This window comes from Mogibacterium kristiansenii, from assembly GCF_029224645.1.
In the GTDB taxonomy this organism is placed as follows: Bacteria; Bacillota; Clostridia; order Peptostreptococcales; family Anaerovoracaceae; genus Mogibacterium_A; species Mogibacterium_A kristiansenii.
Map to the genome: position 1 here is coordinate 25,792 of NZ_JAQXUZ010000022.1, position 21,002 is coordinate 46,793.

General features: G+C 47.8%; 18 protein-coding genes. All 18 read left to right on the forward strand.

The annotated features are described in order from the left end of the window. The first annotated feature begins 193 nt into the window (after positions 1-193). Positions 194-958, forward strand: coding sequence for a hypothetical protein (locus PUE40_RS06885; RefSeq protein ID WP_277672313.1), 765 nt, complete (start codon positions 194-196; stop codon positions 956-958). 306 nt (positions 959-1,264) lie between these two features. Continuing rightward, complete coding sequence (gene rhuM / locus PUE40_RS06890; protein WP_416388864.1) at positions 1,265-1,480, forward strand: RhuM family protein; 216 nt, start codon at positions 1,265-1,267, stop codon at positions 1,478-1,480. Positions 1,481-1,854: 374 nt separating this feature from the next. Then, positions 1,855-2,766: a RhuM family protein gene (gene rhuM / locus PUE40_RS06895; RefSeq protein WP_277672314.1), complete on the forward strand. Its 912-nt coding sequence runs from the start codon at positions 1,855-1,857 to the stop codon at positions 2,764-2,766. A 26-nt stretch (positions 2,767-2,792) separates the two neighbouring features. Beyond that, positions 2,793-3,806, forward strand: coding sequence for a macro domain-containing protein (locus PUE40_RS06900; RefSeq protein ID WP_277672315.1), 1,014 nt, complete (start codon positions 2,793-2,795; stop codon positions 3,804-3,806). 96 nt (positions 3,807-3,902) lie between these two features. Beyond that, positions 3,903-4,709, forward strand: a complete 807-nt coding sequence (locus PUE40_RS06905) for an ADP-ribosylglycohydrolase family protein (RefSeq protein WP_277672316.1) — start codon at positions 3,903-3,905, stop codon at positions 4,707-4,709. After that, positions 4,706-5,410, forward strand: coding sequence for a hypothetical protein (locus PUE40_RS06910; protein WP_277672317.1), 705 nt, complete (start codon positions 4,706-4,708; stop codon positions 5,408-5,410). Before PUE40_RS06905 ends, PUE40_RS06910 begins: the two co-directional genes overlap by 4 nt. A gap of 252 nt (positions 5,411-5,662) precedes the next feature. Further along, the gene (locus PUE40_RS06915; protein WP_277672318.1) at positions 5,663-6,805 is read left to right on the forward strand and encodes a betaine/proline/choline family ABC transporter ATP-binding protein; all 1,143 of its coding nucleotides are present in this window, start codon (positions 5,663-5,665) and stop codon (positions 6,803-6,805) included. Further along, entirely contained in the window at positions 6,798-8,375 is a 1,578-nt protein-coding gene (locus PUE40_RS06920) for an ABC transporter permease/substrate-binding protein (RefSeq protein ID WP_277672319.1), read from the forward strand. The genes PUE40_RS06915 and PUE40_RS06920 overlap by 8 nt, the downstream gene beginning before the upstream one ends. A gap of 246 nt (positions 8,376-8,621) precedes the next feature. Next, complete coding sequence (locus tag PUE40_RS06925; protein WP_277672320.1) at positions 8,622-9,551, forward strand: calcium/sodium antiporter; 930 nt, start codon at positions 8,622-8,624, stop codon at positions 9,549-9,551. 518 nt (positions 9,552-10,069) lie between these two features. After that, a complete protein-coding gene (locus tag PUE40_RS06930) occupies positions 10,070-10,630 on the forward strand; it encodes a hypothetical protein (protein ID WP_277672321.1) in 561 nt (186 codons plus the stop codon). A 17-nt stretch (positions 10,631-10,647) separates the two neighbouring features. After that, a complete protein-coding gene (locus PUE40_RS06935; protein WP_154554991.1) occupies positions 10,648-11,169 on the forward strand; it encodes a DUF2764 family protein in 522 nt (173 codons plus the stop codon). 14 nt (positions 11,170-11,183) lie between these two features. Further along, positions 11,184-12,914 (forward strand): V-type ATP synthase subunit A, encoded by a 1,731-nt coding sequence (locus tag PUE40_RS06940; protein WP_277672322.1) that lies wholly within the window; start codon positions 11,184-11,186, stop codon positions 12,912-12,914. 11 nt (positions 12,915-12,925) lie between these two features. Then, positions 12,926-14,221: a V-type ATP synthase subunit B gene (locus PUE40_RS06945; RefSeq protein WP_154554993.1), complete on the forward strand. Its 1,296-nt coding sequence runs from the start codon at positions 12,926-12,928 to the stop codon at positions 14,219-14,221. Between the two features lie 12 nt (positions 14,222-14,233). Continuing rightward, complete coding sequence (locus PUE40_RS06950; RefSeq protein ID WP_277672323.1) at positions 14,234-14,848, forward strand: V-type ATP synthase subunit D; 615 nt, start codon at positions 14,234-14,236, stop codon at positions 14,846-14,848. Next, positions 14,845-16,689 carry a V-type ATP synthase subunit I gene (locus PUE40_RS06955; RefSeq protein WP_154554994.1) on the forward strand — a complete coding sequence of 615 codons (1,845 nt, stop codon included), beginning with the start codon at positions 14,845-14,847 and terminating at the stop codon, positions 16,687-16,689. The genes PUE40_RS06950 and PUE40_RS06955 overlap by 4 nt, the downstream gene beginning before the upstream one ends. A gap of 57 nt (positions 16,690-16,746) precedes the next feature. After that, a complete protein-coding gene (locus tag PUE40_RS06960; RefSeq protein WP_154554995.1) occupies positions 16,747-17,172 on the forward strand; it encodes a V-type ATP synthase subunit K in 426 nt (141 codons plus the stop codon). A 472-nt stretch (positions 17,173-17,644) separates the two neighbouring features. Then, positions 17,645-20,245, forward strand: coding sequence for a cation-translocating P-type ATPase (locus PUE40_RS06965; protein WP_277672324.1), 2,601 nt, complete (start codon positions 17,645-17,647; stop codon positions 20,243-20,245). 257 nt (positions 20,246-20,502) lie between these two features. Beyond that, positions 20,503-21,002: ZIP family metal transporter (locus PUE40_RS06970; protein WP_277672325.1), on the forward strand; the 500-nt coding region annotated here is incomplete at its 3' end.

The following is a 21,002-nucleotide window of genomic DNA, read 5'->3' on the forward strand; positions in this document are numbered from 1 at the left end:
CAAGGCAGAACCGGAAACATCCGACAAAACGCAAGTCTTTTTATAGTCCAAACCGTATTCCTCGGACACGGATAGGTTGGATAGGCGTTGAAACATCAGAATATGAAAGATTGATATTACGGTGCTGCGCAGAGGCGTGATTGGAGTCGATAAAATCGGCTATATGCCGTCATAATTCGAAAGGCGAGAAACTATGTATACAAATTCTGTAGAAAAAGAAAAAGAATTCCTGCTGTCAATCTTGGAAAGGTTCCATACAAATAGGGGGGACGGAGAGACCGCTCTTATTTGTAAATGTCCGAAATGTCATATAGGATCGGTTATATGCCGATGCACGCATGATATTGCGAATGGAAAGATCCAATCATGGAAGTTTGATGTGTATTGCGATAATTGCGGTGAGATTTTTGACCCGGAGATAATTAGATCGGATATTTTTTTCAATAGGCCGCACAAGGTAATTGATGAGTTGGAGACACCGTTTGGCAGTATAAAAGTTAGGATAAATGGAAAGAATGTTCCTTTTAGGTACTGCATAAAAACATATGACGATCCGGAGGAAGCTTTAGCTCCTACGGTAACGATGCATATCATTGATATTGACCTTTCGCAGTTGAAGGTCGGGGATGAGATATTCTGTGGATTTGATAAAGATCTTCTTGAATACAATGACGGCGATGAGCGTTCATTATTGTATTCTTGTGAAAATGAGAAACAGATTATGGGACTCTGTGCGTATGACCCCTATGAGTGGGATCTGGATAATTGCTGCTTCCAACTTAAAGAACGCACTTTGAAAGGCTTCGGATATTGTATAGTTTCTGATCCAAATCAATTTGACGAGAAGAAGAATTATCAATCAAAGATCACCTCGTTAGCTGCAGCTTGGCTAACCAAAGACGAGTACAATGATGCAGATCTGGTGATGAATCTGGCCTTAACCTGTGTGATCGGATAAAATAAAAGAGGCAAACAACTCTTGCAAACACTTTTAGTAAGTATCCACTTATGGGGGATGACATAATCGAAAACTATATGCCGCGGATTGAAAATGGGCGTTTTTATCCGTTAACAGTAATAGATGCGAATGGCGATGTCATAGGACATCTCATCATACGCTGCTATGAAGCGGCAGGCTTTACGGCGTATGCCAAGAGCGAGTACAAAATGCCGATAGGCACTTGGAATTGTACGGATATGGAGTTGCATATCGGAGGAACAAGATAGCGAGCATGGTGCAATAGAAGGAAAAACACAGACACATATGACTGAATACTATAATTTAGATGTTATCATTTCCGTCGGATATCGCGTTAAATCTAAACGAGGTGTTGAATTCAGAAGATGGGCAAATTCAGTTCTAAAAAAATACATATTGCAGGGGTATGCTGTAAATGATAATCGTATTGTGCAACTTGGCGAAGTGATACGTGTTATGAAAAATCGGAAGTTATCTGGGATGGAGGTGAACACCAAGTGAAACAATCTTTTATATCAATTGCCATTTTGATAATCATTTTGGCTGCAACAGTGTATTTTGTTTCAAAAGCAATGAGATACACAATGAGATACAAAACAGAAAGAGAAAAGAGTGCAATAAAGAAGAGTTTTATCGCATATCTGCTGACAGATAGCTGGCTGATAAGTTGGTTAGTATATAGAAAGAATGATCCAAATGATCACCTGTAAAGCGGATTACAACTTCCAGTTTGTAAGATAGTACACTTTTTAACGATAGCTCCGATCTATCGTTAAAAGGCTTTTGGACAAATTCCAAAATACAAAAGCAAAAATGGGTAATTCATAGACAGCGGCCGGTTTCGGGACGGTGACAAGCGTTCAGGGGGGATTCCAGTGAAAAAGAAAAAAGAAGAGATCACCATCCGTTCCAGCGCGGCGGAATATTTGACCTATGTTGCCTCTGTGGGCGACCAACAGGACAGCATTGAAATGCGCTATGAGGATGAGAATATATGGCTGACGCAGAAGATGATGGCCACGTTGTACGATGTGGATGTTCGCACCATAAATTATCATGTAAAAAAAATCTTTAGTGATAGCGAATTACAAGAGGATTCAGTTATCCGAAAATTTCGGATAACTGCCACTGACGGAAAAAGCTACAGCACAAATCACTATTCCTTAGAGATGATCATTGCAGTTGGTTTTAAGGTCAATTCTGAGCGTGCGGTGCAGTTTCGTAAATGGGTAAATCAGATTGCTAAGGATTACACCATCAAAGGCTGGGTTATGGACGATGAACGACTGAAACGAGGGACGTATCTGACCGAAAAGTACTTCGATGAACAGTTAGAACGCATCCGCGAGATTCGTGCCAGCGAAAGAAAGTTCTATCAGAAGATAACCGACCTCTATGCTACCGCCATCGATTACGATAAGAATTCTGCAACCACTAGAAGATTCTACGCAACCGTTCAGAATAAAATGCACTATGCAGTTCATGGACATACGGCAGCAGAGCTGATTGTAGAAAGAGCGGATCACGTAACGGCATATTTGGATTTCGCTGAAAGCATGACATTGCGACACATCCCTCTTACGATGCAGGATTGGGAAAAAAGACTTAACAGCTTCATTGAAATGTTTGATTACGGCATATTACAGGATGCAGGGAAAGTAACGGCTGAAATTGCAAAGCTCCATGCCGAAACCGAATTTGAAAAATACCGTGTGATTCAGGACAGACTGTTCATGTCCGACTTTGACCGGTACATGCTGGAACTGGAAGAGAATGTGAAGAAATGATTTTTAACTGATGGAGGTGACTTCGGATGCCGTTTCAGATTATCCGGAACGATATTACAAAAGTAAAAGCAGATGCCATCGTGAACACGGCGAATCCGGATGTTGCCGTTGACAGAGGCACGGATTGTGCAATTTATCATGCCGCCGGCAGAGATCGGTTGCTGGCGGCGCGTAAGAAAATCGGTATTATGCATCCGGGTCAGGCAGCCCATACACCTGCTTTTAACCTGGACGCAAAATATATAATCCACACTGTCGGACCGGCTTGGATTGATGGCAATCACGATGAGCGGGAGATTCTTCATTCGTGTTATGAGAAATCGTTGAACCTGGCGGCAGAGCTTTCCTGCAGGAGCATCGCATTTCCTCTGATTGCCACAGGAAGCTACGGATTCCCGAAAGATGAGGCGCTGCAGATTGCTTTGGCGGAGATCGATAGATTCCTTCTGTCCCATGAGATGGAGGTTATTCTGGTCGTGCTGGGCCGGAAGGCGTTCGAGCTGTCCGAGAAGCTGGTGGGGGATATTGAAGAATACATCGATGAGCACGGCATAGCCGAGCTTCATGAAGCGGAGTACGGAATTTGGTACGGAAGCGAACGGTGGGAGCGGCCGGAGCAAAACAAAACCTCCGCGATGCTGGGTGCACCGTTATTTCCGGACGTTTCCGGAATGAGCCTGGACGAAATTCTGGAGCGTTCTGAGGACACATTTCAGCAAAAACTGTTCAAGCTGATTGAAGAGAGCGGTATGGACGATGTTACCGTTTATAAGAAAGCGAACATCGATCGGAAGGTGTTTTCGAGAATCCGATGTAAGAAAGATTATAAGCCGACGAAAAAAACCGCGGTGGCTTTTGCAATCGCGCTTCAGCTGGATATGCCGGCGATGCTGGATCTGCTGTCCAGGGCAGAGATTGCATTCTCTCCCAGCAGCAAGTTTGACTTGATCATCACCTATTTCGTCACGAACAAGGTGTACGATATCTATGAGATAAACGCTGCACTATTCAAATATGGGCAGCCGATTCTGGGGGCGTGATTCCGGGGAGTGGAATTTGTCGCATGACAAACGACCACTCCTTTTTCGTATTCTGATATACTTGCAGCATCAAGAGTTCGAAGGAGGATTCAATATATGTATGGAGCAATTTTAGGGGACATGATTGGCGCACCCTACGAGTTTGACCGGGGAAATAAAACAAAAGATTTCGAGATGTTCAATGACCGGGTGTGTTTCACGGATGATTCCGTAATGACGATTGCGGTGGCAGATGCGCTGATGCATATTTCAAATGATGCCGACGATGATGATGTGAAAACGGCAGTCATTCAGTCTATGCAGAAATGGGGAAAGAAGTATCCTCGGGCCGGTTACGGACAGAGATTTTTCTTTTGGCTGGGCAAGAAAAACCCACAGCCATACGGCAGTTGGGGGAATGGATCGGCAATGCGGGTCTCATCGGTGGGCTGGTTGTATAACAGTCTGGAAGAGACCCGAAGATATGCAAGGCTGACCGCAGAAGTTACTCATAATCATCCGGAAGGCATAAAGGGTGCGGAAGCGGTGGCGTCGGCTATTTTTATGGCGCGAAACGGAGCTTCCAAGGAGGAGATAAAGAAATATATCATTCAGGAATTTGATTATGATCTTTCCAGAACCTGCGACGAAATCAGACCGGGATATCATCACATCGAATCATGTCAGGAAACGGTGCCGGAAGCATTGACGGCTTTCATGGAAGGGACGGATTTCGAGGATGTAGTCCGGACGGCGGTGTCTCTGGGTGGTGACTGCGATACCTTAACCTGTATTGCCGCGAGCATTGCGGAAGCATTCTACGGCCTCCCGGATAATATGAGAGGTGAGTGCCGGAAACGGTTGCCGAAAGATATGCTCGGGATTCTGGATCGATTTGATGAACGAAGGGGTGATAGAAGATGAAAAAGTTTGCATTGAGAAACTTGGTTTTACTGCTGTGTTTGATGGTGGTGATATCCTTTACGGGATGCGCCTCTGAGGCCAAAAAGGCGATGGATGAGAGTGTGGATACGGCAAACGAATTGCTGGAGAAAGATGCAGAACCATTTGATGCGGAAACGGAAACAGCGCTTGAAAAGGCGGTGAAAACCAGCGAAGAGGCAGAGGATGACGATGCGTATAAGAAAGTAAAGAAGGATATCGATAACGCAATCAAAGCCTATCAAGACAGCGTGAAGCAGCAAAAGCAGGTAACCGAGCCGAAAGAAAAATTCCTGGTTGAGAGAGCGAAGACCGTCAAAAGTATTACAGCGGTGGAAGCGGCCACGGAAAAAACAGATGCGAATACAATCATGAATAAGAAAGGCGGCTATTACGCATATGTGGCGATGAAATCATCCCTGATTGACGACAGCTATGATGAGGGAGAGTCTCCGGTAGAAGCCGGCACGGAAGGCGGCGCGGTAATCGAGGCCTTCCATACTGTTAAGGATGCAGAAGCAAGGGATGCGTATCTTTCCGGATTTGATGGAGCGGGCATGCTTTCGCCGGGTTCCCACAGAGTGGTAGGAACACTTGTGATTAGAACATCCGATGCGCTTTCGGCTTCGGATCAGAAAAAACTGGAGAATCGCATTGTTGACGCGCTTATCAAACTGGAATAAGTGTAAGTTCTGAGATTCATGGAGCAGGAAAGGCATCTCTTCGGAGGTGCCTTTTTTCTTATTACGTGCCGTTTACGTGATGGATTCTTTGCATAACCATACACAGAGAACCGACATACGTTCACTCAACGCACAAAAGGGAATGATATAATTTACAAATAAATGTATATAGTTGCATTGCTATATAAGTTTGGGGATCCAATTACGTCATTACTTTTGCCGGTGCGATGCACCCGACAAGGAGATGAGATTATGATTCAACTGATAGATGTAACGAAAGCGTTTAAGAACAACGTGGTTCTGGACGGAATTTCCATGGATTTTCGGGACGGGGAGCTGACGGTGCTGATCGGTCCCAGCGGATGCGGAAAGACGACCACGCTGAAAATGATTAACCGGCTGATTCCCGCCACCGGCGGCCGGATTCTCATCGATGGAGAGGATATCGAATCCATCGACAAGGTGAAGCTGCGCCGAAATATGGGATACGTAATCCAGCAGGGCGGACTGTTTCCCCATATGACCATACGGCAGAATATCGAAATCATCGAGAAGCTGGAAGGGAAGGATGAGTATCAGATTCTGAAGAACACGGAGCGGCTGATGGAGATGGTGGATATGGATGCGGGAAAATTCCTGGACCGATATCCCAGCGAGCTGTCCGGCGGGCAGCAGCAGCGAATCGGCGTAATCCGTGCCCTGGCCAACGACCCGGATTACGTGCTTCTGGATGAGCCTTTTTCCGCTCTGGATCCGCTTACAAGAAGCTCTTTGCAAGATGAGCTGTCCGACCTCCATCGAAAGATGGGAAAGACCATGATTTTCGTCACCCACGATATGGACGAGGCGATAAAGATTGCAGATCGAATCTGCATCATGAAGGACGGCCGCATTCTGCAGTACGATACGCCGGAAGAAATTCTGCGACGTCCGGCGAATGATTTTGTGGCGAACTTCGTGGGCGCGAACCGAATCTGGGGGTCGCCGAAGTTCATTCGGGTGGAAGATTTTATGATTCGGCATCCGGTGACCTGCGATGCCTTCCTTTCCGCGGAGCGATGTATCACCAAGCTGACGATGCGGCACGTGGATACGCTGCTGGTGACCGGAAAAGAAGGACAGCTGCTGGGCATCGTGAACCGGAAATCCCTGTACGCCAACCACCGGCCGGACAAGCCGGCGGGGGAGATTATGCTGCCGCCGAAATGCACAGCTCATCCGGAAGACAGCATTCTGGATGTACTGAAGATGATCGACCGGACGGATGCCAGCAACGTGCCGGTGGTGGACGCCCTGGGCAGGGTTGTGGGACTCCTGACCAACAGTAATCTGGTTTCGACGCTGAGCCGCCAGTATCTGGAGGATATGACGGAGGAGGTGCGTGGCAATGATTAAGATGTTCGAATACTTCGGGACCCATTCGTCTCAAATCTGGAAGTTAACGTTAGAGCACATTGAAATGACTGCAATTGCGGTATGCATCGCCGTCCTGATTGGCGTGCCGCTTGGAATCCTAATCAGCTATGTTCGAAAGCTGGACAAGCCGGTGCTGGGTCTGGCCAACGTAGTGCAGGCGATTCCGAGCATGGCCCTGTTGGGCCTGGCAATTCCACTGCTGGGCATCGGCGTGCTGCCGGCCATCGTTATGGTGATTATCTACTCGCTGTTGCCAATCGTGAAGAACACCTATACCGGAATTTCCGGAATCGATCCCCTGATGGTGGAGGCGGCCAACGGAATTGGGCTGACGCCGAGGCAGGTCCTTACCAAAGTGAAAATCCCGATGGCACTGCCGGTGATTATGGCCGGCGTGCGGATTTCGGCGGTGACCGCAGTGGGCCTCATGACCATGGCGGCATTTATCGGAGCCGGCGGCTTGGGGTATCTTGTTTTTGCGGGAATCCGAACCACCAATAACTACCAGATTCTGGCGGGAGCGATTCCGGCGTGCATTCTGGCGTTGCTGGTGGATTTCCTGATGGGCCTGGTAGAGAAGCTGGTGACACCGATCAGCCTGCAGAAGAGCGGCGGTCTCTCTCGGAAGCAAATGAAGCGGAAGCGCAGACGGGAAAAGCTGACTCTGGGGACCGCGGTGGTCCTCATCTGTGCCATCATCGTGGGCGGAGCGGTGAACAGCCGGCTCGCGGGACGGGAAAAAGAAATTACCGTGGGCGGCAAGGATTTTACCGAGCAGCTCATTCTGGTAAACCTCTACTCCGACTATATCGAGGCGCATACCGATATCCACTGCGTGCGGAAGGAAAACCTGGGAGGAAGCCAGGTGTGCTACCAGGCGCTGAAGAAGGGCGATATCGATATGTACGTGGATTATACCGGCACCCTGTACGGAAGCGTGCTGAAGCATGACGGTACCGATGATATGGAAGGCGTGTACAACACCTGCGTCAAGGAGATGAAAAAGAAGAATATCTCCCTGACCCAGCAGTGCGCGTTCAACAATACATATACCTTGGCGGTGAGCAAACAAATTGCCAAGAAGTACAATCTGGAGACCATCCGAGACTTGGTGCGGAAATCCTCCCAGCTCCATCTGGGGTGCACCCTGGAATTCCAGAACCGTCACGACTGCATCGATGCACTGAAAAAGGCGTATCCGAGCCTGAAGTTCAAGAAGATATCGGCGATGGACGGTTCGCCGCGTTTTGTGGCACTGGACAATAAGGAAGTGGATGTAATCGACGCCTTTTCAACGGATGGAATGCTGATGAAATACCATCTGAAGGTGCTGAAGGATGAAGACCACGTGTTCCCGCCGTACTATGCGGTTCCGTGTTTCAATTCCGATACCCTGAAAAAATATCCGGAACTGCAGCGGGTGGTGGACGAGCTGGCGCCGAAGCTCACCGACGAGGTGATGATGAAGCTGAATTATCAGGTAGATGTGCAGGGAAAGGAGCCGAAGGACGTGGCCAGATCGTTCCTGGAGCAGGAGAATTTAATCTAACGCATCCCCAGCGGATTGTAAAAAATTCGTAAAGCATATTGAAAGCAAAACGAAAATTTGGTAGAATATCAAAGCTAAAAGGGAGTAGCTAGCCGAAAGTGTTCACTTTTTCGTCAGTACAGTTATTTGATAATAACTCGGAAAGTGATTAAATAGCGAGACTTTTACTGTTAGATGCAGTAGGAGTCTCTTTTTTTTTATGCTTATTGCCTACTGCAAGGGAATAAGGAAAGCGAGGTAGAAAAAATGTTATTACAGGCGGGTGTTTTGATCGTCGGATTTGTTTTTCTGGTAAAAGGCGCCGATTGGTTCGTGGAAGGATCGGCCAGCATTGCGAAGAGGCTGGGAATTCCTCAGCTGATCATCGGTCTGACCATTGTGGCCATGGGCACCAGCATGCCGGAAGCGGCGGTGAGCATTACTGCGGCACTGAAGCAGAATGCCGGCATCACCATCGGGAACGTGGTAGGAAGCAACATTATGAACGTATTTATTATTCTGGGAGTTACGGCGCTGATTACCAATGTGACGGTGCAGAAATCCACCCTGAAATATGAGATGCCGTTCATGATGGCCATCACCGTAGTTATGCTAATCTGCGGAATGACCGGCGGAACCGTCACCTTCGCAGAGGGCGTCGTGCTGTGGGCACTGTTTATCGCATATCTAGGGTACCTGTTCGTCATGGCAAAAAAAGGCACCGATGAAGAGGATGGCGATACTCCCATTCACCCGGTATGGAAATGTCTTCTGCTGATGGTAGTCGGCGGAATTCTGGTTGTAAAAGGAAGTGATTTTGCCGTCAGCGGGGCGTCCGAGATTGCCCGGTATTTCGGAATGAGTGAGCGTTTCATTGGATTGACCATCGTAGCGCTGGGAACGTCCCTTCCGGAACTGGTTACTTCCGTGACCGCAGCGAGAAGAGGAAATGCGGGAATTGCCATCGGAAATATCGTGGGCAGCAATATCTTCAACATTCTGTTCGTCATCGGCACAACCGCGCTGATCTGTCCGGTTCCGTTTGAAAGCAAGTTCGGAATCGATACCTTGATTGCGATTCTGGCCGGTGTGGTTCTGTGGGCCGGCACCGTAAAGCACAGAGAATTGAGAAGACCCTGCGGCATTGCGATGATGTTGTGCTATGCGGGATACTTCACATATCTTTGCATGGCGTAATAAAAAAATTCTCATCATCGGAAACGTCCGGTGGTGAGATTTTTTATGGTTTTATAAATTTGAAAATGTGAAGTAAAAGTACTTTATTATTCGTATTTGTCAAGTTAATTATAAAAGTGTCATGTTTTTAAATTCTTTGTATCCTTTTTTAAACATGTAGTAATTTTTCGGTGCAAAATGGATAATAAATTAACTATATATGTGTAAGTATAAAAAGATTTCTGCCGGTGTGAACAACGTGTGAAGAATATGAAAAATGAAAAAAGCACGGCGACCGATTTTTAAACGAATATAAAACCAGGTATAAAAATTATTAATAATAAAGCGGATTTTAATTAATATAAGTGTAATAATTATTTAACAAACTATCTGTTTTTCGAGGGGTTCATCCTTTTGACGAGGGTATTAATTGGTGCTATAATCATTAAAAATGTTATGCATAAGTATTGTTTTCAGGCATTTGGTTCTACAGATATCGGAAAACGTGGAATGCGCATAGAATAGGAGGTTAACAGTCTATGGAATTGCAGATTCACGATTTGGTTTCATCCATCCGTAAAGAGGGTGTCGATGCAGCCAATGAGCAGGCAGAGAAGATTATCGCTGAAGCCAAGCAAAAGGCGGAGGAGATTATTTCCAATGCAAATGCAGAGGCCAAGACAACAAAGGAAGCTGCTACAAGAGAAATTGAAACACTCAGAGAGGGTGCCATCGAGAATGCCGAGCAGGCAAAGAGAGATGCCCTGATTTCCTTTAAGAAGGAAGTATTGGGTGAAGTTGGCAGAATCCTGGAGGCAAAGGTTCGTGAGGACCTGAAGGGAGAAGCTCTGGGTAAGCTGATTAAGGCCGTTGTCAATGGTGAGGATATGTCTCAATATGCAGCAGAAGTGGCAGAAGTCACCGATGAATTGAAGGCTGCGCTTGCGGAGGAAATCCAGAATGGCCTTGAGGTCAAGGTTGGAAAGGGAATTGCTTCCGGATTCAAGCTTGCCGCAAAGGACGGTTCCGGTTACTTCGATTGCACCGATGAGGAGATTATGCAGCTTTTGATGCCTTACTTCAGAGAGATGGATTTCTAAGAACCGGGAGGTAGAGTATGGCTTCGTATTACTACTTAATTTCAAGCCTGCCGGAACTTTCTGCGAATGAAGAGATGCCAATCACCTACGATGAATTCATCGCAATGTGTGAGGACAACGTAAGTGACAAGACCTTGGAGCGTTTGAAAAATCTGACTCTCGATTCTACAGAGGGTCCGCTCCTTAAAAAATGGTCCGGATTCTATACGGGTCTGTTCAGGGAGCTGAACGCGCAGCGAAGTGCCGCTCTTGGAAAGTCCTATCAGGCTGAATATGAGAAGAATCCGGAGAGTACACAAATTGCACAGGCTGCAATCACCGCCAAAAATCCGCTGGAAGCAGAGAAGCTTCTTCTGGTGCGCCAGTTCGAAGCGTTGGATTACTACACCGGCGGTCACTTTTTTGATGACGTGTGCTTGTTCGGATATGCGATCAAATTAAAATTGTTGGAACGCCAGAGTTGCTTTGTTAAGGAAAAGGGAGAGGCGGAATTCAAACGTCTCTTCGATAATGTACAACATAGCGTTTATAACTTATAACAGGAGATATGCAAATGGAAACAGTAACAGGTTATGTGACTGGCATTAACGGCAACCTTGCAAACGTAAAGTTTGAAAGTGCCGTACGTAAAAACGAAGTAGCGTACATCCTCGTTGACGGAAAGCGTCTGAAGGGTGAGGTTATTCGTGTTAATAACGGAATTGCCAGCATGCAGATTTACGAGATGTCCAATGGTATCAAGGTTGGCGATCCTGTAGAGTTTACAGGGGAGCTGATGAGCGTTGAGCTGGGACCGGGACTCTTGACACAGGTATTCGATGGTCTTCAGAATCCGCTTCCGGAACTGGCGGAAAAGTGTGGCTTTTTCCTGGAAAGAGGGGTGTACCTCGATCCGATTCCGGACAGAGAATGGGACTTTACTCCTTGCGTAAAGGTAGGTGATTCGGTAGAAGCCGGAAGCATTATCGGCAGCGTACCGGAATTCCAGTTCACCAACCAGATTATGGTACCGTTCACGCTGAAGGGAACTGATTGGAAGGTGAAATCCATCGTTGAACCGGGCATGCACCACGTTCGTTCAACAATCTGTGTGATCGAAAACAGCAAGGGTGAAGAGATGAACCTGAGCATGGTTATTACACAGCCGATTAAGCAGGCAAACAAGTGCTACAAGGAAAGACTTCGTCCGGATGAACCACTGGTAACTCAGCTCCGTGCAATTGATACATTCTTGCCGGTTGCAAAGGGCGGAACATTCTGTATTCCGGGACCGTTCGGTGCAGGAAAGACCGTACTTCAGCACAGTGAGGCGAAGAACGGTGAAGCAGATATCGTTATCGTGGCAGCCTGCGGAGAGCGTGCCGGCGAGGTTGTAGAAATTCTGAAGGAATTCCCGGAACTGGAAGACCCGAAGACCGGTCGTTCCATGATGGAGAGAACGATTATCATTTGTAACACGTCCTCCATGCCGGTAGCAGCCAGAGAGGCTTCTTGCTATACCGCAGTAACCCTCGCAGAGTATTACAGACAGATGGGCCTGGACGTACTGCTCCTGGCCGACTCCACCAGCCGTTGGGCACAGGCAATGAGAGAAATGTCCGGACGTCTGGAAGAAATCCCGGGCGAAGAAGCATTCCCGGCATATCTGGAGTCCACCATTGCGGCATTCTATGAGAGAGCCGGAAAAGTAAGACTGAACGACGGACGAATTGCTTCCGTTACAATCGGCGGTTCGGTATCCCCGGCCGGCGGTAACTTCGAAGAACCGGTAACGCAGGCGACGCTGAAGGTAGTCGGTGCATTCCACGGTCTGACAAGAGAGCGTTCCGATGCACGTAAATACCCGGCAATTCACCCAATCGATTCTTGGTCCAAGTATACCGGTGTTGTCGATATGGATCGAGTAGAGAAGGCACGCTCCATTCTCAGAAAGAGCGTAGAAGTTAACCAGATGATGAAGGTTGTCGGCGAAGAAGGTACATCCTCAGAGGATTACACATTCTATCAGAAAGGCGAGCTGTTGGATGCAGTATACCTCCAGCAGAACTCCTTCGATGAAATCGACGCAGCATGCTCTCCGGAGAGACAGCGTATCGAGTTCGACATGATGTACGACGTAATTAATAAAACCTATGATTTGCAGGATAAGAAGGAAATCAGATCTTTCTTCAATCAGCTTAGACAGGAATTCCTTGACTGGCATGGAACCGTCTTCGGTACACCGGAATTCGAGGCACAGAAGCAGAAGGTTTCAGATTTCTACCTCGCTAAAGCGGTTAACTAGGAGGCAATAAGATGCAGAAAGTATATACGAAAATTGAATCTATTGTCGGTAACGTAGTTACAGTAAGAGCGGAAGGTGTTAAATACGGAGACCTGGCTCTTGTTGGTGACAGTTATGCGACAGTAATTAAGCTGGATAAGGACTTGGTGTCCCTGCAGGTATTTGCGGGTGCTCAGGGTGTCGGAACCAGCGATGAGGTTCGTTTCCTCGGAAAGCCAATGATGGTATCCTTCTCGGATAATCTTCTGGGAAGAATCTTTGACGGTGCCGGCGTGCCAAGAGACAATGGCCCGGCTCTGACGGAGAACATGATTCCAATCGGCGGACCTTCTTTTAACCCGTCGAAGCGTATTCTCCCGAACAAAATGATTCGTACCGGTATTCCGATGATTGACCTGTTCAATACTCTGGTTGAGAGCCAGAAGCTCCCAATCTTCTCCATTTCCGGTGAACCATACAACCAGCTGCTGGCAAGAATCGCTCTTCAGGCAGAGGTTGATGTCATCATCCTGGGAGGAATGGGACTGAAGTACGATGACTACCTGACTTTCAGAGATACCCTGGAGAAGGGCGGCGTAATGGGACATACCGTAATGTTCATCCACACCGCATCCGACCCAATCGTAGAATGTACTCTGGTACCGGACCTGGCTCTGGCGGTTGCAGAGCAGTTCGCGCTGGAAGGAAAGAGAGTTCTGGTACTGCTTACCGATATGACCAACTTCGCCGATGCCCAGAAGGAAATGGCGATTACGATGGAGCAGGTACCATCCAACCGTGGATATCCGGGAGATCTTTACTCCAGTCTTGCTTCTCGTTATGAAAAGGCTGTGGACATTGAAGGTGCCGGATCCATTACCATCCTCGGCGTAACCACAATGCCGGGCGATGATGTCACTCACCCGGTTCCGGATAATACCGGATATATTACAGAGGGTCAGTACTATCTGAAGAATGGACACATTGAGCCATTCGGTTCGCTTTCAAGACTGAAGCAGAACGTAAACGGAAAGACAAGAGATGACCATCGTGCTGTAATGGACGGAATGATTAAGCTGTATGCACAGTACAAGGAGAGCTTGGAAAAGAAATCCATGGGATTCCTTATGACTGAATGGGACGATAAGCTTCTGAAATTCGGAAAACTTTTCGAAGAGAAGCTGATGGATCTTAGTGTAAATATTCCTCTTGAAGATGCGCTCGATCTTGGCTGGGAAATTCTTGCAGAATGCTTTGAGCCGAATGAAACCGGTCTCAAGACAAGTCTGGTTAAGGAAAGATGGCCAAAGAAAGAAGCACTGGACTAAAAGGAGCAGACAGTGGCTATCAAACTTACTAAAAATGAACAGAAAGTGCAGAAGGACCTTCTGAAACAGTATCAGCGCTATTTGCCAACCCTGCAGCTTAAGAAACAACAGCTTCAGCAGGTAATCATGACAACGAGAGCTGAATTGGCACAGAAGGAAGCTGAACGTGTTCAGATGATTGGTAATCTCGACGATTGGGTAGCTGTATTTGCAGAAAATGCGATCTTCGACGAGGACAAGAGTATTGACACACTTGTTCAGCCAGAGACGGTGATCTGCAGAGACGAAAACATTGCCGGAGTTACGGTTCCGAAATTCGAGGAGCTGAAATTCAAGGATGTTGAGTACGATGTAGATGACTATCCTCTGTGGGTTGATACTGCACTGGTAAAACTACGCGAAATCGCGCGATTGGATGCACTGGTTTCCACCCTTCGAAAGCAGGAAGCACTTCTGGAAAAAGAACTTCGGTCCACATCACAGAGAGTAAACCTGTTCGAGAAGGTTAAGATTCCGGAAGCCAAGGAAAACATCCGAGTAATCGGGGTATACCTGGGCGACCAGCAGACAGCGGCGGTTGTTCGCGGAAAGATTTCAAAGAAAAAATTGGTGGAGGCGGCACAATGATAGAGAAAATGAAAATGGTCTACGTCGTGTCATCGCTTTCACGGAAGAAAGAGATGCTCGATGGGCTTGAAAAGCTCGGCGTTCTGCATATCGCTGAGAAGAAGGGCGCGGTTCATGCCGTGACAGAGAAGTTCACCGAACTGTCCAGATTGACCGCATCCCTTGCGGAATATCTCCCGGACAAAAAAGAACAGAAGAACCGACCGGCGAAGCCGCTGCTTCAGGGTGAGGAGTTCGAGAAGTTCTACGGTGAGGTAAAGGGAGCCGTTGAAAGGAAGGCAGCTCTTGAGCAAGAACTGTCGGTTCTGCACGCAGAAATCGAGAGGGTTTCTCCTTGGGGGGATATTACCTCGGAAGATCTTGAACTGCTGAAGGACCGCAAATACGATCTTTATTTTTACCGCGTACCGGCGAGCACCTATGCGGCCCTGGCGGCAGATGAAGAACGTCAGGTGATTCACCTGAAGGACATCAAGAAGGAAGTGCTGATTGCTTCCATCGGAACGCTTCCACCGGAGTTCGCTGCAAGTGAGTTCAATCTTCCGGAAAAGGGAGCGAAAGAGCTCGCTGCTGCGGAAGCGGATTGTCAGGCCGGCATTGACAAGAGCGTGGAGACACTGAAGGAAGCGGCGCTGCACATGGACAGCTTTAATGCCGCAATGCTGGTAGCACAGAACGAGGCGAATTACTCTTCTGCCAGCCAGACAGCCGGAAGCGACGATCGTTTCGTGTGGCTGTCCGGATATGTGCCGGAAGCAGATGTGGATGAGTTCAAAGCTTCCGCTGCAGAGAACGGTTGGGCATATGCGATTGAGAGCGTGGATGCCGATGATGAGAAGATTCCGACCAAGCTGAAATTCGGCAAGGTTTCCGGTCTGATTGAACCGCTGTACAACATCCTGGGAATTCTGCCGGGATACCGAGAAAGCGATATCTCGATGTGGTTCCTGTTGTTCTTCACATTGTTCTTTGCAATGATTCTGGGCGACGGCGCGTACGGTGTGCTGATTCTCATTGGTACCATCGGATACGTTGCGAAGACGAAGAAAAAGAATACGACAACCTATCTGCTGTTCGTACTTTCTTTTGCAACTATCGTCTGGGGTGCAATCACCGGCACCTGGTTCGGTCTGGAAAGTGCGATGAAGGTTCCGTTCTTGAAATCCTTGGTAATTCCAAGCATGGCAAGTTATCCGGAGTACTTCAACGTAAGCGCTTCCACCCAGCAGAACATGATAATGAAATTCTCGTTCTCGGTGGGTGCGATTCAGATGTGCCTGGGAAGCTTGATTTCCGTGAAGAAGAAGATTTCTGAGAAGAACCTGAGCTGGCTGGCAGACCTTGGATGGCTGATTGCGATTGTATCGCTGTACATGCTCTGTCTGAACCTGGTTATCGGAGAGAAGATTACCATGACACCGGTAGCAGTCGGTGTTGGCGTGGCCTTTGCAATGGTTGTTCTGTTCGGCGGAATGTCCCCGGACAAGACCTTTGGACAGGGACTGAAGTCCGGACTTTCGGACATCTTCACCGTATTCCTGGACACCATCAGTTGTTTCGGAAACATCATGAGTTATATCCGACTCTTCGCAGTAGGAATGGCCGGACTGGCTATTTCTCAGAGCTTTGACGGTATTGCGGCCGGCTTCGGCGGACCGCTGGTGATTGTCGGCGCGCTGGTATTCTTTATCGGACACGCGTTGAACATCGTAATGTGTTTCCTGTCCGTTGTCGTTCACGGCGTTCGTCTGAACGTATTGGAGTTCTCCGGCCAGGTTGGCCTGGAGTGGACAGGTATTCCATATGAACCTTTTAAGAAAAACAAAAAGGTCATCAAATAAAGATTCTAAATGTAAATTATAAATGATTCTGATGTAATTTAGAAAAGGAGAATTATTATGAACATCGCATTTCTTGGTATGGCAGCAGCCCTTGGTCTTTCCGCAGCTGGATCCGCATTCGGTACAGGTTTTGCAGGTATGTCTTCCGTAGGAGCATGGAAGAAGTGCTACGCAAGTGGCAAGCAGGCTCCGTTCATTATGATCGCATTCGCCGGTGCGCCTCTGACACAGACTATCTACGGGTTCCTTCTGATGAACTTCATTAAGAGTGCTAACTGCGATCCTTCCCTGGCTCTCTGGGTTGGCGTATTTGGTGGACTGGCAATCGGTATGTCCGCTCTGTTCCAGGGCAGATGCGCCGCTGCAGCTGCAGATGCACTGGGTGCAACCGGAAAGGGTACTGCGAACTACTTCATCGTTATCGGTGTTATCGAGACCGTAGCCCTCTTCACACTGGTATTCAGTTTGCTGCTGCTGGGCTAATCGGTCGGAACGAAGACTGATATTTTAAATAAGTACCTTCATATAAGAAAGCGTTCTTAAATTGAGATGGGGATTCTGCTTCGGCAGAGTCCCCGTTTCCTTTTCGCCGGATTGATGAGGCCTATGAGTTGTTCGAGAATAAACGGGATGGTGTGATTAAAGTCGCCGTGGAATGTTGAACCTATGACCGGGTTGCCGTTGCAATCCGTTTTTTGCAAAGGGTACTTGACAGATTCGGTAAAGAGAATATATAATTGCGCTAATAATAAAGGGGAGTAACCTACGTATATGTTTGCGTTTGTGGCGTCGTCAGTACGATGGAAGCATCCGGTGCCTCAAGGAATTGGTGAGACTTTTATTGCATTCTTTGTTGTGCAGTAGAGGTTTCTTTTTTTATATCATTTTACAGAAGATTCGCTCCGCTGCGCGGGAAATTCAGTCCGTGAATTCTTGGAAAAGAGGAGGCAAAATTATGAAAAAATACTATCAGGAGACGGCGAAGACGGTTCTTGAACGCGTAAACAGCAGGGGAACCGGTCTCACCGGAGAAGAAGTGGAAAAATCCAGAGAACGGTGTGGTTGGAATGAACTTGTAGAAGGAAAGAAAAAGAGAATTCCGCAAATTTTTCTGGAACAGTATAAGGATTTTCTGGTGCTGATTCTCATTGCATCGGCAATCATATCCGGTATTCTGGGAGATGCGGAAAGTGCGGTGGTCATCATCATTGTCATTACCATTAATGCCATTCTGGGAACGGTGCAGACGGTAAAGGCGGAACAGTCGCTGCAGAGCTTGAAAAACCTTTCCGGACCGGAAGCAAAGGTGCTGCGGGATGGTGCCGCTATTATAATCCCTGCGAGAGAGCTTGTGGTGGGAGATGTCATCCTGCTGGAAGCGGGGGATATGGTTCCGGCAGACGGAAGGCTGATTGAAAATGCAAGTCTCAAGATTAATGAGAGTGCGCTTACCGGAGAAAGCCTTGCGGTGGAAAAAAGCATTTCGGCGATTTCAGAAGATGTGCCTCTGGGCGACCGAACCAACATGCTGTTCTCCGGAAGCTTCGTCACCTATGGGCGCGGGAAAGCGGTGGTAACGGATATTGGAATGGAAACAGAGGTGGGTAGAATTGCCGGACTTCTGAAGTCGACTTCGGAGAAACAGACCCCGCTTCAGGCAAACCTGGAGGACTTCGGCAAGAAACTGTCCGTGCTGATTTTGGTATTCTGCGGGATTCTGTTCGCCATCAATGTTTTTCGCGGAGAGAACATCGGCAGCGCGTTCATGTTTGCCGTGGCGCTTGCAGTTGCGGCAATCCCGGAAGCCCTCAGCTCGATTGTGACAATCGTACTTTCTTTTGGGACACAGAAAATGGCGAAGGAGCATGCGATAATCCGCAAGCTCCAGGCGGTGGAAGGACTGGGCAGCGTATCTGTAATATGTTCGGACAAAACCGGAACCTTGACGCAGAACAAAATGACAGTGGAAGATTACTACGTGGAGGGGAAGAGAATTCCGGCAGCCGAAATAGATGTGGACGATCCGGCACAGCGATGTCTGATGGATTACAGCATTCTGTGTAATGATTCCACCAACGAGAATGGGGTGGAAATCGGGGACCCGACGGAGACGGCGCTGATCAATCTGGGCAGCCGATACGGCATTGAAGCGGCGGCGGTACGGTCGGATTACCCGAGAACGGATGAACTTCCTTTTGACAGCGACCGCAAAATGATGTCGACCCTTCATTCCATCGATGGTGAGAATCGCATGATCGTAAAGGGCGCCGTGGACCGACTGCTGGAGTTGTCGGAACATATTCAGACAACCGAAGGACTTCGGGAGATTACCGATGAGGATAAAAGAATGATTCGGCAGCAGAACCGAGTTTTTTCCATGGAAGGATTGCGGGTGCTGGCGTTCACTTACCGTCAGGTCCCGGAGGGGCATACGATGACTCCGGAAGATGAAAATCATCTGGTGTTCCTGGGGCTGATTGCCATGATGGATCCGCCGAGGGAAGAGTCCAAGGATGCCGTGGCGGAATGTATAAAAGCAGGAATTCGGCCGGTGATGATTACCGGAGATCACAAGATTACCGCCGCGGCCATCGCCAAGAGAATCGGCATTCTGCAGGATCTTTCCGAAGCCTGTGAAGGCGCGGACATCGAGGATATGAGTGATGAAGAGCTGAGAGATTTTGTTACCGGAATTTCCGTATATGCCAGAGTATCTCCGGAGCACAAAATTCGGATTGTGCGGGCATGGCAGGAACGAGGCATGATTGTGGCGATGACGGGAGATGGCGTGAACGATGCACCCGCACTGAAACAGGCGGATATCGGGGTTGCCATGGGCGTGACCGGAACGGAGGTGGCAAAAGATGCCGCTGCCATGGTTCTCACCGACGACAACTTTGCAACAATCGTGAAAGCGGTAGCAAATGGACGGAATCTGTACAATAATATCAAAAATGCCATTCAGTTCCTGTTGTCGGGAAACTTCGGGGCAATTCTTGCGGTTCTCTCCGCATCGGTGACCGGACTGCCGGTTCCCTTTGTACCGGTACATCTGCTGTTCATCAACCTTCTCACCGACAGTCTTCCGGCCATCGCGCTGGGAGTGGAGCCTTCCGACAGTGAAGTGATGAAGGACAAGCCAAGGGCGGCAAAGGAATCGATTCTGACCGGGAAGTTTCTGAGTAAAATCGCGGTGGACGGATTGGTCATCGGAACCATGACCATGATTGCGTTCTTGACCGGTTACCATCAGAACGGCGCACTGCTGGGAAGTACCTATGCGTTCGGAACCCTTTGTCTGGCCCGCTTGTTCCACGGCTTCAACTGCAAATCGGATCGGCCGGTGATTTTTACGAAAAGGTTCTTCAACAATAAGTGGCTGTTGGGTGCCTTTCTTCTTGGGGCCGCTCTGATAACAGCGGTACTTACGGTGCCGGGTTCGGAAACGGTGTTCAAGGTGGAGATGTTGAACCCGGCGCAGCTGGGCACAGTATATTTGTATGCGTTTTCGAGCCTGCCGATTATCCAGCTGATTAAATGGGTGCGGAAAGAATAACATACCTGCACCGAATCAACCAACGCATTATGAAGTTTACGGACCTCAAAATTCCTAAATGTAATAGAGTAAATTCCACCACCCAGCTTTGCAAATTGTTGAAAGAAATATATTGTTATATGATTGCGTAAGTAATATACTTAAGCATAAGAAAACCGTGTGAAATTACAGTTTTCTTTATACTAGACAGTTAGTTAATACTAACACAATGAAAGCATGAAAGATTATTTTTCGAGCATATATGGAAGGAAAATATAATGCAAATAAATGTTTTTGAAGGTATACTGATTCCATTTGTTGGAACAACGCTAGGTGCAGCATGCGTGTTTTTTATGAGAAAAACACTTAGCAAGTTACTGCAACGAGCACTTGCAGGGTTTGCAGCAGGTATAATGGTTGCTGCTTCAATCTGGAGTCTTCTGATTCCGGCCATTAAGCAATCTGAGAATATGGGAACTTTATCGTTTGTTCCGGCAGTTGTTGGGTTCTGGATTGGTATATTGTTTTTACTCGCACTTGATCATTTGATTCCACATTTTCATATTGGAAGTGATCAGGCAGAGGGACCGAAAAGCAAACTTGGCCGTACTACGATGATGGTGTTGGCAGTTACATTACATAATATCCCTGAAGGTATGGCAGTTGGTGTAATGTATGCAGGATTTCTTGCTGAAAATGCACAGATTACAGCAACAAGTGCACTTGCTTTATCACTTGGAATTGCTATCCAGAATTTTCCAGAAGGAGCGATTATATC

Coding starts and splice junctions, on each gene's coding strand:
- PUE40_RS06940 (WP_277672322.1), top strand. CDS start 11,184: ATGGAAACAGTAACAGGTTATGTGACTGGCATTAACGGCAACCTTGCA.
- PUE40_RS06965 (WP_277672324.1), top strand. CDS start 17,645: ATGAAAAAATACTATCAGGAGACGGCGAAGACGGTTCTTGAACGCGTA.
- PUE40_RS06900 (WP_277672315.1), top strand. CDS start 2,793: ATGCCGTTTCAGATTATCCGGAACGATATTACAAAAGTAAAAGCAGAT.
- PUE40_RS06930 (WP_277672321.1), top strand. CDS start 10,070: ATGGAATTGCAGATTCACGATTTGGTTTCATCCATCCGTAAAGAGGGT.
- PUE40_RS06885 (WP_277672313.1), top strand. CDS start 194: ATGTATACAAATTCTGTAGAAAAAGAAAAAGAATTCCTGCTGTCAATC.
- PUE40_RS06910 (WP_277672317.1), top strand. CDS start 4,706: ATGAAAAAGTTTGCATTGAGAAACTTGGTTTTACTGCTGTGTTTGATG.
- rhuM (WP_416388864.1), top strand. CDS start 1,265: ATGACTGAATACTATAATTTAGATGTTATCATTTCCGTCGGATATCGC.
- PUE40_RS06935 (WP_154554991.1), top strand. CDS start 10,648: ATGGCTTCGTATTACTACTTAATTTCAAGCCTGCCGGAACTTTCTGCG.
- PUE40_RS06925 (WP_277672320.1), top strand. CDS start 8,622: ATGTTATTACAGGCGGGTGTTTTGATCGTCGGATTTGTTTTTCTGGTA.
- PUE40_RS06955 (WP_154554994.1), top strand. CDS start 14,845: ATGATAGAGAAAATGAAAATGGTCTACGTCGTGTCATCGCTTTCACGG.
- PUE40_RS06945 (WP_154554993.1), top strand. CDS start 12,926: ATGCAGAAAGTATATACGAAAATTGAATCTATTGTCGGTAACGTAGTT.
- PUE40_RS06915 (WP_277672318.1), top strand. CDS start 5,663: ATGATTCAACTGATAGATGTAACGAAAGCGTTTAAGAACAACGTGGTT.
- PUE40_RS06920 (WP_277672319.1), top strand. CDS start 6,798: ATGATTAAGATGTTCGAATACTTCGGGACCCATTCGTCTCAAATCTGG.
- PUE40_RS06905 (WP_277672316.1), top strand. CDS start 3,903: ATGTATGGAGCAATTTTAGGGGACATGATTGGCGCACCCTACGAGTTT.
- PUE40_RS06960 (WP_154554995.1), top strand. CDS start 16,747: ATGAACATCGCATTTCTTGGTATGGCAGCAGCCCTTGGTCTTTCCGCA.